16 protein-coding genes and 1 pseudogene are annotated in these 14,600 nt (G+C 77.1%); 3 read left to right on the top strand and 14 right to left on the bottom strand.

Going from position 1 to position 14,600, the window contains the following annotated elements; translation table 11 throughout:
• Positions 1 to 44 precede the first annotated feature (44 nt).
• Genes MN205_RS11865 through sigE form a run of 4 tightly spaced genes read right to left on the bottom strand, consistent with a single transcriptional unit; the run spans position 45 to position 3,126 of the window.
• The gene (locus MN205_RS11865; RefSeq protein ID WP_242127479.1) at positions 45 to 455 is read right to left on the bottom strand and encodes a twin-arginine translocase TatA/TatE family subunit; all 411 of its coding nucleotides are present in this window, start codon (positions 453 to 455) and stop codon (positions 45 to 47) included.
• Between the two features lie 9 nt (positions 456 to 464).
• On the bottom strand, positions 465 to 1,811 hold the full coding sequence (locus MN205_RS11860) for a S1C family serine protease (RefSeq protein ID WP_242127477.1): 1,347 nt from the start codon (positions 1,809 to 1,811) through the stop codon (positions 465 to 467).
• Positions 1,808 to 2,425 carry an anti-sigma factor gene (locus tag MN205_RS11855; protein WP_242127476.1) on the bottom strand — a complete coding sequence of 206 codons (618 nt, stop codon included), beginning with the start codon at positions 2,423 to 2,425 and terminating at the stop codon, positions 1,808 to 1,810. Before MN205_RS11855 ends, MN205_RS11860 begins: the two co-directional genes overlap by 4 nt.
• On the bottom strand, positions 2,422 to 3,126 hold the full coding sequence (sigE, locus tag MN205_RS11850) for an RNA polymerase sigma factor SigE (RefSeq protein ID WP_255819187.1): 705 nt from the start codon (positions 3,124 to 3,126) through the stop codon (positions 2,422 to 2,424). Before sigE ends, MN205_RS11855 begins: the two co-directional genes overlap by 4 nt.
• Before the next feature lie 154 nt (positions 3,127 to 3,280).
• Here sigE and MN205_RS11845 point away from each other — a divergent pair, with 154 nt between their 5' ends.
• Positions 3,281 to 3,922 (top strand): O-methyltransferase, encoded by a 642-nt coding sequence (locus tag MN205_RS11845; protein WP_242127472.1) that lies wholly within the window; start codon positions 3,281 to 3,283, stop codon positions 3,920 to 3,922.
• Between the two features lie 33 nt (positions 3,923 to 3,955).
• Here the strand turns inward: MN205_RS11845 and MN205_RS11840 are convergent, their stop codons facing one another.
• From MN205_RS11840 to dapE, 7 genes are all read right to left on the bottom strand, one after another.
• Entirely contained in the window at positions 3,956 to 5,512 is a 1,557-nt protein-coding gene (locus tag MN205_RS11840) for a M17 family metallopeptidase (RefSeq protein WP_242127470.1), read from the bottom strand.
• A 115-nt stretch (positions 5,513 to 5,627) separates the two neighbouring features.
• A complete protein-coding gene (locus MN205_RS11835) occupies positions 5,628 to 5,795 on the bottom strand; it encodes a DUF3117 domain-containing protein (RefSeq protein WP_242127468.1) in 168 nt (55 codons plus the stop codon).
• Between the two features lie 203 nt (positions 5,796 to 5,998).
• Entirely contained in the window at positions 5,999 to 7,279 is a 1,281-nt protein-coding gene (locus tag MN205_RS11830; RefSeq protein WP_242127466.1) for a hypothetical protein, read from the bottom strand.
• Positions 7,276 to 7,755 carry a hypothetical protein gene (locus tag MN205_RS11825; RefSeq protein ID WP_242127464.1) on the bottom strand — a complete coding sequence of 160 codons (480 nt, stop codon included), beginning with the start codon at positions 7,753 to 7,755 and terminating at the stop codon, positions 7,276 to 7,278. The genes MN205_RS11830 and MN205_RS11825 overlap by 4 nt, the downstream gene beginning before the upstream one ends.
• A 14-nt stretch (positions 7,756 to 7,769) precedes the next feature.
• Positions 7,770 to 8,060, bottom strand: a complete 291-nt coding sequence (locus MN205_RS11820; RefSeq protein WP_242127462.1) for a DivIVA domain-containing protein — start codon at positions 8,058 to 8,060, stop codon at positions 7,770 to 7,772.
• Positions 8,057 to 8,677 carry a TIGR00730 family Rossman fold protein gene (locus MN205_RS11815; protein WP_242127460.1) on the bottom strand — a complete coding sequence of 207 codons (621 nt, stop codon included), beginning with the start codon at positions 8,675 to 8,677 and terminating at the stop codon, positions 8,057 to 8,059. Before MN205_RS11815 ends, MN205_RS11820 begins: the two co-directional genes overlap by 4 nt.
• Positions 8,678 to 8,679: 2 nt before the next feature.
• Positions 8,680 to 9,849, bottom strand: coding sequence for a succinyl-diaminopimelate desuccinylase (gene dapE / locus MN205_RS11810; RefSeq protein ID WP_242127458.1), 1,170 nt, complete (start codon positions 9,847 to 9,849; stop codon positions 8,680 to 8,682).
• An 80-nt stretch (positions 9,850 to 9,929) separates the two neighbouring features.
• Between dapE and dapD the strand changes: the two genes are divergently transcribed.
• Both dapD and MN205_RS11800 read left to right on the top strand, forming a co-directional pair.
• The gene (gene dapD, locus MN205_RS11805) at positions 9,930 to 10,931 is read left to right on the top strand and encodes a 2,3,4,5-tetrahydropyridine-2,6-dicarboxylate N-succinyltransferase (RefSeq protein WP_242127456.1); all 1,002 of its coding nucleotides are present in this window, start codon (positions 9,930 to 9,932) and stop codon (positions 10,929 to 10,931) included.
• A gap of 5 nt (positions 10,932 to 10,936) precedes the next feature.
• A complete protein-coding gene (locus tag MN205_RS11800) occupies positions 10,937 to 11,866 on the top strand; it encodes a hypothetical protein (protein ID WP_242127454.1) in 930 nt (309 codons plus the stop codon).
• A 26-nt stretch (positions 11,867 to 11,892) separates the two neighbouring features.
• Here MN205_RS11800 and MN205_RS11795 read toward each other — a convergent pair whose 3' ends face one another.
• From MN205_RS11795 to MN205_RS21880, 3 genes and pseudogenes are all read right to left on the bottom strand, one after another.
• Positions 11,893 to 13,179: a citrate synthase gene (locus MN205_RS11795; protein ID WP_242127451.1), complete on the bottom strand. Its 1,287-nt coding sequence runs from the start codon at positions 13,177 to 13,179 to the stop codon at positions 11,893 to 11,895.
• A 120-nt stretch (positions 13,180 to 13,299) separates the two neighbouring features.
• Complete coding sequence (dapC, locus tag MN205_RS11790; protein ID WP_374115929.1) at positions 13,300 to 14,472, bottom strand: succinyldiaminopimelate transaminase; 1,173 nt, start codon at positions 14,470 to 14,472, stop codon at positions 13,300 to 13,302.
• A pseudogene (locus MN205_RS21880) lies at positions 14,469 to 14,600 on the bottom strand (ferredoxin); the annotation flags it as partial. The gene dapC and the pseudogene MN205_RS21880, both read right to left, overlap by 4 nt.

The following is a 14,600-nucleotide window of genomic DNA, read 5'->3' as shown; positions in this document are numbered from 1 at the left end:
CGGCCCCGGCGGCTCCGGGACGGCACCGGCTCAGGGGTGGCGGATCAGGTGGCGTCCTCGTCGTAGGGCGCTGCCGCCGGTGCGGCGGCCCCCTTCTTCTGCAGGTCCACGCCGGTCGCGGCGGAGGCCCGCGGCGGGGTGGCCCGGGGTGCGGAGGCGGCGTGGGCACCGCTGTTCTTCTTCGGGGCAGGGTCGTCGTCCCACACGTCCGACAGGGCGTCGCGCACGATGCGCCGCGGGTCGTACTGGCGCGGGTCGAGCTTCTGCCAGTCGATGTCGTCGAACTCCGGCCCGAGCTCCTCGCGCATCTGCGCTTGAGCGCCCTTGGCGAAGCGGCGGACCGACTTCACCAGCTGGGCCAGCTGCTCCGCGTAGTGCGGCAGCCGTTCGGGGCCGACGATGACCAGGGCCACGACGAGGAGGACGATCAGCTCGCCCCCGTTGATGCCGAACACGTGGCGATCCTAACCGTCGGCTTCGAGCGTCACGGGCACCTCGAGGGTCTGCTCGCCCCTGCGCACGGTGAGCGTCACCGTGTCGCCGGGCTGGCGGGCCCGGATGTCGACGATGAGCTCGGCGGGTTCGGTCACCGGGCGGCCGTCGACGCCGAGCACGACGTCGCCCGGCCGCAGCCCGGCCCGGTCCCCGGGGCCGCCGGCCTGCACGGCGCCGGGCTGGTCCAGGACGAGCACGCCCTCGCCGCGGTACTGGCCGTCCAGGGACACCCTGATCACCGGGTGGACCGCGCGGCCGGTGCGGATGAGCTGCTCGGCGGTGCGCCGGGCCTGCTCGGCGGGGATGGAGAAGCCCAGCCCGATGCTGCCGGCGCTGCCGCCGACCACCGGCACCGACGCGATGGCGGAGTTGACGCCCACCACCTCGCCGCGGGTGTTGAGCAGCGGGCCGCCGGAGTTGCCGGGGTTGATGGCGGCGTCGGTCTGGATCGCCTGGATGTACGAGGCCTCCGCCCCGTCCGCACCCGCGCTGACCGGCCGGTTCAGCGCCGAGACGATGCCCTCGGTGACAGTGCCCTGCAGCCCCAGCGGTGCGCCGACGGCGACGACCCGGTCGCCGACGACGACGCTGCCGGAGTCGCCCATGGGCAGGGCGCGCAGGTCCGGGCGCTCCACCCGCACCACCGCCAGGTCGTAGGAGGTGTCGGAGCCGACGATCTCGCCGGGCACCTGCACCCCGTCCTGGAAGACGACGGTGACGCCGTCATCGGCGGCACCGGCCACGACGTGGTCGTTGGTCAGCACGAACGCCGCCTCGCCGTCGTCCACGCCGGCGTCCAGGACGAACCCGGAACCGGTCCCGGCACCGGCGCTGCCCTCCACCTGCAGGGCCACGACGCTGGGCAGGGCGGCCGCGGCGATGGCGGCGACGCTGCCCTCGGGCCGCTCGGTGGTGCCCGCCGCGGGGACCGGAAGGGTCACCGACGGGTAGGTCCGGGAGTCGTCCCAGCGCTCCTGCAGCAGGGACCCGGCGATGCCGCCGGCGACCGACAGCAGCAGCACGGCGGACCCGGCGCCGAGCAGCCGGGCGGCGCGCCCGCGCGGCGGGGCGGCGGGGGGCGGCCACGCGTGCTCCGCCTGCGCCGCGGCCGGCCACGCCGCGGGCCAGGCGGGCTCCCCGGGCGGTGCCCCCCACGCGGAGGAGTGCGGGGAGGGGGCGGGCGGTGGAGCCGCCCACGGGTCGTGCTGGGCGTCGTGGGCGGCGTCGCGCTGGGCCCCGGGGGCGTCGTGCGGTGCCTCGCGGGGGGTCTCACCGCTGGGGTGGCCCCAGCCTCCCGGTGCGGACGGACCGCTCACGGGGCCGTGGCCCGCGGCGCTGCGCCGGCGGGGGCGGACGGGGTCGCCGATGCGCTCCCGGACGGCGCGGTCGTGGGGGTCGGCGACGGGGGCGCGGGCGTGCTGGAGGGCGTGCTGGAGGGCGTGCTGGAGGGCGTGGTGCGCAGCTCGGCCACCGGGGCGGGCGTGCTCGCGTGCGGGACGCCCAGCACGAGGAACCCCGCGATGCCCACGCCCAGCAGGGAGAAGGTGCCGGCCAGGGCGGCGGCCACGGGCCGGCGCCGCACCCGGCGAGCGCGGCGCACGGCCGGACGGGAGCCGGCGTGGCGAGCGGGCCCCGGGTGGCCGGGGGGTGCGACACCGACGGCGGGGCGCGCGGGCACGGCCATCGGGCGGTCCCGGGGCAGCAGGGGGCCGCTGGGGCCGCCGATGTCCAGCAGCCGCACGATCAGGTCCTCGGAGGGCTCCGGCTCGGCCAGGGCGCGCAGCCTGGCGCGCACGAGGCGCTCGGCCTCCACCGCCTCGGCGCACTGGCAGCAGGAACGCAGGTGCTCGTCGGCGCGCAGGGCCGCGTCGGGGGCGAGCCGCCCGTCGACGAGCGGGCTCACCCGCGCGCCGAGGTGCGGTCCGCTCACGGGCGCTCCTCGCCGAGGCTCAGGCGGGGCGCCGTGGGCGCCGGGGGCCGCGGAGCGCGGTGCGCCAGCGCGGTGCGCAGCTGGGCGCGGCCGCGGTGGATGCGCGAGCGCACCGTGCCGAGCTTGACGCCCAGGGTCGCGGCGATCTCCTCGTAGGAGAGGCCCTCGATGTCGCACAGCACCACCACGGCGCGGAAGTCCGGCGGCAGGGAGTCCAGCGCGGCCTGCACGTCGTCGTCGAGGTTGCGGTGCTCGTAGGCGCGCTCGGGGCCCACGTCGGTGCTGGGAAGCTTCTCGCCGGCGTCCTCGGCGAGCGCGTCGAAGCGGATGCGCTGCTTGCGCCGCACCTGGTCCAGGAAGAGGTTCGTGGTGATGCGGTGCAGCCAGCCCTCGAACGTGCCGGGCTGGTAGCTGGACAGCGAGCGGAAGACCCGCACGAAGACCTCCTGCGTGAGGTCCTCGGCGTCGTGGCGGTTGCCGGTGAGCCGGTACGCCAGCCGGAAGACCCGGCCGGAGTGGTTGCGCACGACGTCGTCCCAGGTCGGCGGGACCCACGTCGAGACGGCGGCCGGTCGTGCGGCCGTCCGCTCGGCTGCGGGGTCGCCGGGCACCGCGGGGGCGCCACCTGGGTCGTCGGGCACGGGGTTCCTCCTGGCACGGGCGGGGAAGGGGACCGCGAACGGCGCCGCCACTGCTGCCATCGTCCCGCACTCCTCCCGCCGAGGCCACTCCCGGGCGTGTGATCCAGCCCATCGGGTCCACCGGGTCCAACGCGGGTCGCAGGTGCGCGGTTCCCGGGGTCCTCCTCTCGGCGGTCCCCGGGCCGTGAGCGAGCCGATGCACTAGGTTGCCGGAGTGCCTCCGCCCGCGAAGCAGCCAGCCAGCTGGGCCTACGCCGAGCACTTCACCGTCGAGGACGAGGTGCTGCAGGACGCGCGCGCCCGGGCGGCCGAGCTGGGGTGCGAGCCGGTCTCCCCGGGGGTCGCCGCGGCCCTGACGGTGCTGGCGGCCACGGCCCGGGCCCGCACCGCCGTCGAGGTCGGCACCGGCACGGGGGTCTCCACGGTGAGCCTGCTGCGCGGGATGGCCGCCGACGGCGTGCTGACCACCATCGACGTCGACGGGGAGCGGCAGCGCGCCGCGCGCGAGGCGGTGGCCGACGCGGACGTCCGCGGCAACCGCGCGCGCATGATCCCCGGCCGGGCGCTGGAGGTGCTGCCGCGGCTGACCGACGCCGCCTACGACCTCGTCCTGCTCGACGGCGACGAGCGCGAGTACTCCGCCTACCTGGAGCAGGCGCAGCGGCTGCTGCGCCCCGGAGGCCTGCTGGTCGTCGACGACGCGCTGTGGCACGGGCGGGTGGCCGATCCCGCCGCGCGCGACGCCTCCACCGTCGCGCTGCGCGAGGTGGGGCGCGCGCTGGCGGAGGACGAGGGGTGGATCTCGGCGCTGCTGCCGGCGGGCGAGGGCCTGCTGCTCGCGGTCAAGCGCCCCTGACGCTCCGGCCCGCCACCCGCGCCGGGGCCGCCCTCAGCCGGCCAGCGACTCCAGCCACCGCAGCAGCAGGCGGGCGCCGAAGCCGGTGGCACCGCGGTTGACCTCGTGCTCGGCGGCGTCCGCGCGACCGGGCCCGGCGATGTCCAGGTGGGCCCAGCGCCGGCCGCCCGTGAAGGGCTGCAGGAACTGCGCGGCGAGGATCGTGCCGGCGCCCGCGCCGGGCGTGGAGGCGACCTGGCGGGCGTCGGCCACGTCCGAGCGCAGCAGCTCGGCGTACTCGGGCACCAGCGGCAGCCGCCACACCCGCTCCCCCGACGCGTCGGCGGCGGCGGTGAGCTGCGCGGCGAGCTCGTCGTCGGTGGCGAACAGGGCCGCGTGCCGCTTGCCGAGCGCCACCGGGGCGGCGCCCGTGAGGGTCGCCACGTCGACGAGCACGTCCGGGTCGAGCGCCGCGTGGGCGTGGGCGAGGGCGTCGCCGAGGACGAGGCGCCCCTCGGCGTCGGTGTTGTTGACCTCGGTGGTGCGCCCGCCGTGGTGGCGCACCACGTCACCGGGCCGGTAGGAGGCGCCGCCGAACGCGTTCTCGGCCAGCGCCAGCAGCCCGGTGACGCGCACCGGCAGCTCCAGCCGGGCGGCGGCGGCCACGACGGCCAGCACGACGGCCGCACCGGTCATGTCGGTCTTCATCGACACCATCGACTCGCGCGGCTTCAGCGCCAGGCCGCCGGTGTCGAAGGTGATGCCCTTGCCGGCGATCACCACGTGCGGAGCGCCGGCGGCGGCCCGGCCGCGCGGGCGGTGCCGCAGCTCCACCAGCGCCGGCGGGGACGGCGAGCCGGCGCCCACGGCGAGCAGGCCGCCGAAGCCCTCCCGACGCAGCCGGGCCTCCTCGCGCACCTCGACGACCACCCCGTGCCCGTCGACGGCGGCGCGGGCCTGCGCCACCACCCAGGCGGGATCCTTGAGGTTGGAGGGGGTGGCGGCGAGGTCGCGGGCCAGCGCCGTGGCCGCGGCCAGCACCTCGCCGCGCGCCACGGCGGCGGCCGGCACGTCGCCGACGAGCAGGAGGCGCCGCCCGGCGGGCTCGTCGACGGCCCGGCGGCCCGCGGCGGGCGGGGCGTACGAGGCCAGCAGGAACCCCTCGACGACGGCCCGCACCCCGTCGGCGCCGGCACCGTCGGCGAGCGTGGTGGCCACGTCACCGGTGCTGCCGGCGGCGCGGGCGAGCGCCGCGCCCGCGCGCCGCAGCGCCGACGGGGAGGAGTCCCCGACGCCGACGACGAGCAGGCGGCGGGGCGAGCCGTCGGGTGCGGGCACGGGCAGCCGGGCGGTGCGGCCGGCCTCGGCGGAGACGTCCTCGGCCGCGCACAGGGCCGCGAGGTCCACCCCGTAGCGCACCGCGGCGTCGGCCGCGCCGGGACGCGGCTCGACGGCGTCCTCGCCGGGGGCCACGGGCACGGCCAGCACCTCGCACCCGGTGAGGTCGGCGCCGGCCAGCGGGCCGGGCACCACGTGCACGGACGGCGGCGTCCAGCGCCGCAGCTCGGGCGGCGCGGAGCGCACGGTCTCGGGGCGGGTGGGAGTGCTCACGGGGCGTCCTGCCTGCTGCTCGACGACGGAACCTGGGGAGTGGCGCGGGGGCGACCCGCGAGCCGGGACGGCGCGGGGCGGGCACCGGCAGGTGCCCGCCCCGAGACCGCGGTCCTCAGCCGACGACCGAGGAGATGGCCTCCCCGAGGGCACCGGCCTCGTCGGGGGTCATCTCGACGACGAGACGGCCACCCCCCTCCAACGGCATGCGCAGGACGATGCCGCGCCCCTCCTTGGTGACCTCCAGCGGACCGTCCCCGGTCCTCGGCTTCATGGCCGCCATCGGCGTGCGTCCTCTCTCGTGGTCCTCGTGCGCCCGCCGGCCGCGACCGGGTGCCGCGGCGGCGTGTGTGCGTCCATCATCCCCCATGGGCACCTCCCGGCGTGCGACCGGGCGGGCGGGTCGCGCTCGCACGGGCGCACCCGCGCCGCACCGCGCGGGTGACGGGCCGGTCACCGGCGGGTCGCCGGCCGGTCGCCGGCCTGTCACGGCGGCCAGTCCGCCGGGGGTGAGAACCGCCACAACCACGCCGTCCACACCACCTGCAGGGCCAGCGAGGCGAGCACCCAGACCCGCAGCGCCCCGCGCCGGCGCGGGTGCAGCCCGACGAGCCCGCCGAGCGGGAAGAGGAACACCAGGTACCGGAACAGGCTGGTGAAGGGGTCCAGCACCAGCAGCAGGTACCCGGCGTACGCCAGGCACCAGGTGCGCAGCTCCGCGCCCAGCACGGCGGTGCGGCGCCCGAGCAGCCACACCGCGAACGCGACCACGACCACCACCAGCAGCACCGGCCCGGCCACCGGCCCCAGCACGTAGCGCGAGACGTCCCACCACGGCCGCAGCCACACCACGTCCCCGCCGCTGCGCCAGGCGCCCATCGTGGCGGTGTAGGCGTCGGTGCGGCCGGTGAGCAGCGCCGCGGTCACCGGCCACAGCAGCCCCGCCGCGCCCGAGGCGCCCAGCAGCACCGCGCACCGCAGCGCCTCGCGCCCGCGCAGCACCGCGCCGCGCCGGTGGCCGGCCAGCGCCCGCAGCAGCAGGTGCACCGCGACGAGCACCGACAGCGGCACCGCGACCGGCCGGGTCAGCCCCAGGGCGAGGGCGACGGCGGCCGCCGGCAGGTAGCGCTGTCGCTGCAGCAGCAGCAGGAACGCCACGAGCAGGGCCAGGGCCGGCCCCTCGGTGTACGGCACCTGCAGCACCGGCGAGGGCGGGCTGACGCTGAACAGCACCGCCGCGCTCCACGCCCCGCGTCGCGCGGCGCCGGCGGAGCAGCGCGCCGACAGCGCCCGCAGCAGCAGCGCGTGCACGCCCACGGCGGCCGCGGCGCCCGCGAGCAGCGAGACCAGCGAGCCCGCCCACGCGAACGGCAGGCCGGTGGCCATCAGCAGCCGGGCCAGCAGCGGGGCCAGCGGGTAGAAGGCCAGCTCGGACTGCACCGGCTCGCCGTCCTCGCCCAGCGGCACCGCGTCCGGGTAGCCGTCCTCGGCGATGGACCGGTACCAGGTGGCGTCCCACAGGACGAGCACGTCGGCGTAGCCGGGGTCGGCCGGGGTCCAGGCGCTGGGCTCCTGGAAGCGGGCGACCTCGGCCAGCACGAACGCGCTGAACAGGCGGGCGGCGGCGTAGACGGCCAGCACGCGGGCGGCGGCCGGCAGCCTCAGCCACCGCAGCAGCAGCCGCTGCCGCTGCCGCTGCCGCACGGTCGGCGGGACGGGCGCCCCGGCGCGGACGGACCCGCGCGCGGGGGGACCGGACGCGCTCACCGGCGCCCCTCGAGGTCCGCGCGCGCCGCCCGCAGCACCGCGCCGAAGGCCACCCGGCCCAGCAGGGCGGGCAGCGGCCCGGCCAGCGCCGCCGCGAGGGCCAGCGCCGGCGGGCGCAGCAGGACCCGCTCGGTCCACTCCACCCGTGCCCGGCCCGGGCCGCGCTCGCGGACCACGATGTCGACGGTGCCGCCGAGCAGGGTGCCGACCTTGCGCACGCGCACCCGGCCCGGGCGCCCCGGTGCCGGTCGGGTGGTGGAGACGACGACCATCGCGTCGTCCAGCACGAGCGGCCCCAGCCGGCTGACGCCCGCGAAGCGCTCCCCCGGCGCCCCCGGCGCCCCGCCGCGGCGCTCCACCACGGTCGCCGGCACCCACGGCGTCTGCCGCGGCCAGTCGGTCAGGACGTCGAAGACGCTCCCGGCGTCGGCGCGGTAGTCGGCGGCGGCGGTGAACACCACCGTCCGGTCCAGCACCCGCGGGTGCCGCCTCAGTCCTCCGCCGCGCGCCACGCCGCCAGCTCCTCGTCGCGCTCGCGGATCTCCTCGCGCAGCCGGTCCAGGACGGCGTCGACCTCGTCCATCCGGTAGCCGCGCAGCGCCACCGAGAAGCGCACCTCGTCCACGTCGGCGGCGAGCACCGGGCCGTCCGGCAGCCCGCGGTGGGGCCGGGTGGAGGTCGCCGGCCCCAACCCGCCGCCCACGCGGCCGGCGGCGACGGCGGCCGCGGCCGCCGCGACCCCGACGGCCAGCAGCACCAGGACGAGGACGGCGACGCTCACGGCCGTTCCCGCCGGTCGTCGGGGAAGTCCGCGAAGCTGCCGAGGATCTCGGAGCTGGGCAGGCTGATCCGCTCGCGCGGCGCGGACTCGAGGTGGTCCAGCGCGGTGGCGGGGTCGGCGCCCCAGTGCACGACCTCGAAGGCCAGGGGCCGGGCGAAGCCGCGCGCGACGAGGTCCTCAAGCCAGGTGCGCAGGCCCGCGTAGTGCCCGTCGAGGTCGAGGACGGCCAGGGGCTTGGTGTGCAGGCCGATGGTGCGCGCCACCCAGATCTCGAACAGCTCCTCCAGGGTGCCCAGACCGCCGGGCAGCACGATGAAGGCGTCGGCGCGCGCGTCCATCTCGGCCTTGCGCTCACGCATGTCGTCGGTGACGACCAGCTCGCCCAGGCCCTCGGGCGGCAGCTCCACCTCCATGAGGGCCCTGGGCATCACGCCGGTGGTGCGGGCGCCGGCCGCGCGCGCGGCGGCCTCGGCCGCGCCCATCACGGACGTGCCGCCGCCGCCGTAGACGAGGTCGTGGCCGCGCTCGCCGATGAGCCGGCCGACGGTGGCGGCCAGCTCCACGTGCCGGCGGTCGATGCCGCCGGAGGCGCTGCCGTACAGGCAGATCGTGCTCACCGTCAGACCCCCTCCCCCAGCAGCCACCCGCGCAGGACGTCCAGGCACCGCTCGAGCTCGTCGACCCGGCAGCGCTCGTCGTCGGCGTGCGCGGTGGCGTTGTCGCCGGGGCCGTAGTTCACGGCCGGCACCCCGAGGGCGGAGAAGCGGGCCACGTCCGTCCAGCCGAACTTCGGCAGCGGCGCGGTGCCGGTGCGGCGCACGAACGCCGCGGCGGCCGGCAGGTGCAGCCCGGGCCGGGCGCCGTCGGCGGCGTCGGTGACGCGCACGTCGAAGCCGTCGAAGACCTCCCGCACGTGCGCCTCGGCCTGCGCCGCGTCGATCGCGGGCGCGAACCGGTAGTTGACCGTCACGGTGCAGCGGTCGGGGACGACGTTGCCGGCGATGCCGCCGCTGATGCCCACCGCGTTCAGGCCCTCCCGGAACACCAGGCCCTCCACCTCCACCTCGCGCGGGCGGTACTCCGCCAGCCGCGCCAGCACGGGCGCGGCGGCGTGGACCGCGTTGCTGCCGCGCCAGGCGCGCGCGGAGTGCGCCGCCTTCCCCGTGGTGGTGACCTCCGCGCGCAGGGTGCCGTTGCAGCCGCCCTCCACCACCGCCGAGGACGGCTCCAGCAGCACGGCGAAGTCGGCGGCGAGCGCCTGCGGGGCGTTGCGCGCCAGCCGGCCCAGGCCGTTGCGGGCGGCCTCGACCTCCTCGTGGTCGTAGAACACGAAGGTGAGGTCGCGCTCGGGCGCCCGACCCGCGGCGAGGGCCGCGGCGGCCTCGCGGGCCAGCACCAGCTGCACGGCCACCCCGCCCTTCATGTCGCAGGTGCCGCGGCCGACGAGCACGTCGCCGTCGACGGGGTGCTGCTCGCGGCGCACCGGCAGGTTGGGCGGGTCGGCCAGCGGGACGGTGTCCAGGTGCCCGGCCAGCAGCACCCGCTCGGCGCGGCCCAGGCCGGTGCGGGCGACGACGGCGTCGCCGTCGCGCAGCACCTCCAGCGAGCCCCACGCGCGCAGGGCGGCCTCCACGGCGTCGGCCAGGGCGCGCTCGCCGCCGCTGACGGACTCGGTGTCGCACACCCGGCGGGTGAGCTCGACGACGTCGAGGGCGGGGTCGGCCAGGTCGTGGCCGGCCGGGACCGCGCGGGGCGCCGGCGCGGGCGTCGGGACGGGCGGAGGGGTCACGCCTGAACCCTAGACGGGACCGTCCCGCCCCGGTCGGGCGCGCGCCGACGCGGCAGCCGCGCGCCGGTAGGGTCGCGGGCGTGAGCGAGCAGACCGGTCCCACCGCCAGCACGTCCGGCAGCAGCGCCGCCTCCCGGCGCGCGTGGGGGCACGGCCTGGCCACGGTCGCCGAGGACGGCACCGTGCTGGACGTCTGGTACCCGTTCCCCGCGCTGGGCGCGGCCTCCTCGGGCGAGGCCAGCTCGTACGGGGTGCCGGCGGAGCTGGCCTCGCTCGAGGACTCCGACCCGCACCGCCGGGTGCGCCAGCGGGTGGTGACCACGCAGATCGACCTGGACGCCCCGCCGGCGGACGCTGCCGACGCGTACCTGCGCCTGCACCTGCTCTCGCACCGCCTCGTCGCCCCGCACGGGCTGGACGTCTCGGGCATCTTCGGCGTGCTGGCGAACGTGGTGTGGACCAACCACGGCCCGTGCGCGGTGACCGACTTCGAGCGCACCCGCCTGGCGCTGCGCGCCAACGTCGGCCCCGTCACCGTGCTCGGCATCGACAAGTTCCCCCGCATGACCGACTACGTCACCCCCACCGGGGTGCGCATCGCCGACGCGGACCGGGTGCGCCTGGGCGCGCACCTGGCCCCGGGCACCACCGTCATGCACGAGGGGTTCGTGAACTTCAACGCCGGCACGCTGGGCACCTCCATGGTCGAGGGGCGCATCTCCGCGGGCGTCGTGGTGGGTGACGGCTCGGACGTCGGCGGCGGGGCCTCGATCATGGGCACCCTCTCCGGCGGTGGCAAGGAGGTCGTCTCCATCGGTGAGCGCACCCTGCTGGGGGCGAACTCCGGCACCGGCATCGCGCTGGGCGACGACTGCGTCGTCGAGGCCGGCACGTACGTCACGGCCGGCACGAAGGTCACCGTGCTCGACGAGTCGGGCACGGCGCTGCGCACGGTCGCCGCGCGCGCCCTGTCCGGGGCCTCCGGGCTGCTGTTTCGCCGCAACTCCGTCAGCGGTGCCGTCGAGGCCCTGCCGCGGCGCGGGGTGCGCGTGGAGCTCAACGCCGCCCTGCACGCCAACTGACGGCGGTGCCCAGAACCCCTCGGGTCCCCCGCTCCCGGGCCGCGGCGAACCGCCGTGCCCGGCGCCTGCGGCCCCTCGTGGCCGCGGGCGCGACGGTCGTGGTCGCGGTCGCCGGGGCGGCCTGGCTGGTCGGCGACGACGACGCCCCGGTGGTGCGCGAGCGGTGCACCGCGACCGTCGACGGCACCACCACGTCGCTGTCCCCGGAGCAGGCCGGGCACGCCGCCACGGTCTCCGGGATCGCGGTGCGCCGCGGCCTCCCGGCGCGGGCGGTCACCATCGGGATCGCGACGGTGATCCAGGAGTCGGGGCTGCGCAACCTCGACCACGGCGACCGGGACTCCCTGGGCCTGTTCCAGCAGCGGCCCTCGCAGGGGTGGGGCACCCCCGAGCAGGTGCAGGACCCCGTCTTCGCCACGAACGCCTTCTACGACGCCCTGGTGGAGGTGGACGGCTACCGCGAGCTGGAGATCACCGACGCGGCGCAGCGGGTTCAGCGCAGCGCCTTCCCCCTGGCCTACGGCGACCACGAGCCCGAGGCCCGGCTGATCGCCTCCGCGCTGACCGGTTACACGCCGGCGGGGTTCACCTGCAGCCTGCGGCAGGCGGAGCCGGACGCGCGGATCGGCGACGACGAGGAGCCGTCACCGGCCGCGCAGCGCCTGCGGGAGGCGATGGCCGTGGAGGTGGTGGGCGCGCAGCCGCAGGTGGTGCCGCGCACGGTCGGCAAGGAGCTGGAGCACGTCTTCGACGGCGACGACGCCGAGCGCCTGGCGTGGGCGGCGGCGAGCTGGGCGGTGGCCTCCGCCGACGGCCTCGCCGTGGTGGAGGTCAGCGTCGCCGGCCACCGGTGGGACCGGGAGCGGTCCAGGCGCGGCTGGGTCGCCGAGGACACGGACGTGCCCGCCGGCGGTGTGCGGGTGCGCGTCGCCTGACGCGCACCCGCCGGGCGCGTCGCCGCTCAGCGGGCGGGGACGTCCACGTAGTCGCGCGCGGCCTCGCCGACGTACACCTGGCGCGGGCGGCCGATCTTCGTGGCGGGGTCGTTGATCATCTCGCGCCACTGCGCGATCCACCCGGGCAGGCGGCCCAGCGCGAACAGCACGGTGAACATCTTCGTCGGGAAGCCCATCGCCTTGTAGATGAGCCCGGTGTAGAAGTCCACGTTCGGGTAGAGCTTGCGCTCGACGAAGTAGTCGTCGGACAGCGCGATCTCCTCCAGGCGCATCGCGATGTCCAGCAGCTCGTCGCGCTTGCCGAGCTGGGACAGGACCTGGTCGGCGGTCTTCTTCACGATGGCCGCACGCGGGTCGTAGTTCTTGTACACCCGGTGGCCGAAGCCCATCAGGCGCACGCCCTGCTCCTTGTTCTTCACGCGCGCCACGAAGGTGTCCACGTCGTCGTCGGAGTCGCGGATGGACTCCAGCATGTCCAGGACCGCGGAGTTCGCACCGCCGTGCAGCGGGCCGGACAGGGCGTGGATGCCCGCCGAGACGGAGGCGAAGAGGTTCGCCTGGCCGGAGCCGACGAGGCGGACGGTGGAGGTGGAGCAGTTCTGCTCGTGGTCGGCGTGCAGGATGAGCAGCTGGTCCAGAGCCCGCACCAGGACCGGGTCGATCTCGTACGACTCGGCCGGGTTGCCGAAGGCCATGCGGGTGAAGTTCTCCACCAGGCCCAGGCGGTTGTCCGGGTACAGCAGCGGCTGGCCCAGGGACTTGCGGTGCGCGTACGCCGCGATCGTCGGCAGCTTCGCCATGAGGCGGATCGTGGACAGCTCCACCTGCTCGACGTCGAACGGGTTGAGGCTGTTGGGGTAGAAGGTCGACAGCGCGCTGACGGCGCTGGAGAGCACCGGCATGGGGTGCGCGTCGCGCGGGAAGGCGTCGAAGAACCGCTTGAGGTCCTCGTGCAGCAGGGTGTGGCGCTGGATGCGCTCGGTGAAGGCGGTGAGCTGCTCCGCCGTGGGCAGCTCACCGTAGATCAGCAGGTAGCTGGTCTCGAGGAACGAGGACTTCTCGGCCAGCTGCTCGATCGGGTAGCCGCGGTAGCGCAGGATCCCCTCGTCGCCGTCGATGTAGGTGATGGAGGAGGCGCAGGACGCGGTGTTGGTGAAGCCGGAGTCGAGGGTGACCAGCCCGGTCTCCTTCATCAGGCTGGAGATGCCGAAGCCGGAGGCGCCCTCGGTGGCCGGCGTCACCGGGAGGTCGAGGTCGCCACCTGCGTGCTTCAGCGTCACGGAGTCCACCATGCGGCTGACCGTACCCGCACGCCCGCGTCGCCCCCAACACCAGGGGCGACGCGGAGCGCGGAGTTCTTCGTCACACGGCCTCCACGAGGCCCACCCGCTTCCCGCCGGGGCGGTGGGCGCTCAGCCCGGGCCGGCCAGGCGCTCGGGCACCTGCGCGACCCGCTCGTCCGTGGCCGTCAGCGCGACCCGCACGTGCTGCGCGCCGGCCGGGCCGTAGAAGTCGCCGGGGGCCACGAGCACGCCGCGCCGGGCCAGCAGGTCCACCGTGGCCCGCGACCCCTCGCCGCGGGTGCTCCACAGGTACAGGCCCGCCCGGGAGGCGTCCACGCGGAAGCCGGCGCCCTCCAGCGCACCGCGCAGCACCTCGCGCCGGGCGCGGTAGCGCTCGCGCTGGGCGACGACGTGGGCGTCGTCGGCCAGGGCCGCTGCCAGGGCCGCCTGCACGGGCCACGGCACGATCATCCCGGCGTGCTTGCGCACCTCCAGCAGCTCGCGCACGAGGGCGACGTCACCGGCCGCGAACGCGGCGCGGTACCCGGCGAGGTTGGACTGCTTGGACGTGGAGTACACCGCCAGCAGGCCGGTGTGCTCGCCGCCGGTGACGCGCGGGTCCAGCACGGAGGGCACCAGCCCGCCGCGGGAGGCGTCGTGGCGCTCGTCCCAGCCGAGCTCGGCGTAGCACTCGTCGCTGGCGACGACGGCGCCGTGCTCGCGCGCCCACGCCACCAGTCGGGCCAGCTCGTCCGCCTCCAGCACGGCGCCGGTGGGGTTCGACGGGGAGTTCAGCCACAGCAACCGGACCCGGTGACCGGCGCGGCGGGCCTCCTCCAGCGCCGCCGCACCGCCGGCGGGGTCCACGGGCACGGGCGTCGCCCCGGCCAGGCGGGCGCCGACGTCGTACGTCGGGTAGGCCACCGCCGGGTGCGCCACCGCGTCGCCGGGCCCCAGGCCCAGCAGGAACGGCAGCCACGCCACGAGCTCCTTGGAGCCGACCGTGGGCAGCACGCCGTCGGGGTCGACACCGGGGGCGCCGCGGCGGCGGGCGAACCACGCCGCCACCGTCTCGCGCAGCGCCGGCGTGCCCCACGTCAGCGGGTAGCCGGGCGCGTCGGCCGCTGCGCGCAGCGCGTCGGCCACCACCGCGGGGGTGGGGTCGACCGGGGTGCCGACGGAGAGGTCGACGATCCCACCGGGGTGGCTCGCCGCCAGCGCCTTCGCGCCGGCCAGCGAGTCCCACGGGAAGTCCGGCAGCGCCGCCCCGCGCCCGCGGCGGGCGGGCGGCGAGGTGCTCAGTGCCCCTCGCCCTGCGGCGGGAGCGCGGCCACCACCGGGTGGTCGGCCTCGATCAGGCCCGTCTTGGCAGCCCCACCGGGAGAGCCGACGGTGTCGAAGAACTCCACGTTGGCCGCGGTGAACGCCGA

Origin of the sequence: Kineococcus sp. TRM81007, assembly GCF_022669155.1 — a bacterium.
Lineage (GTDB): Bacteria > Actinomycetota > Actinomycetes > Actinomycetales > Kineococcaceae > Kineococcus.
Note: the sequence above shows the minus strand (reverse complement) of the source record. Positions and strands in the feature narration are given on the sequence as shown.

Coding starts and splice junctions, on each gene's coding strand:
- MN205_RS11835 (WP_242127468.1), bottom strand. CDS start 5,795: ATGGCGGCCATGAAGCCGAGGACCGGGGACGGTCCGCTGGAGGTCACC.
- MN205_RS11795 (WP_242127451.1), bottom strand. CDS start 13,179: ATGGTGGACTCCGTGACGCTGAAGCACGCAGGTGGCGACCTCGACCTC.
- sigE (WP_255819187.1), bottom strand. CDS start 3,126: ATGGCAGCAGTGGCGGCGCCGTTCGCGGTCCCCTTCCCCGCCCGTGCC.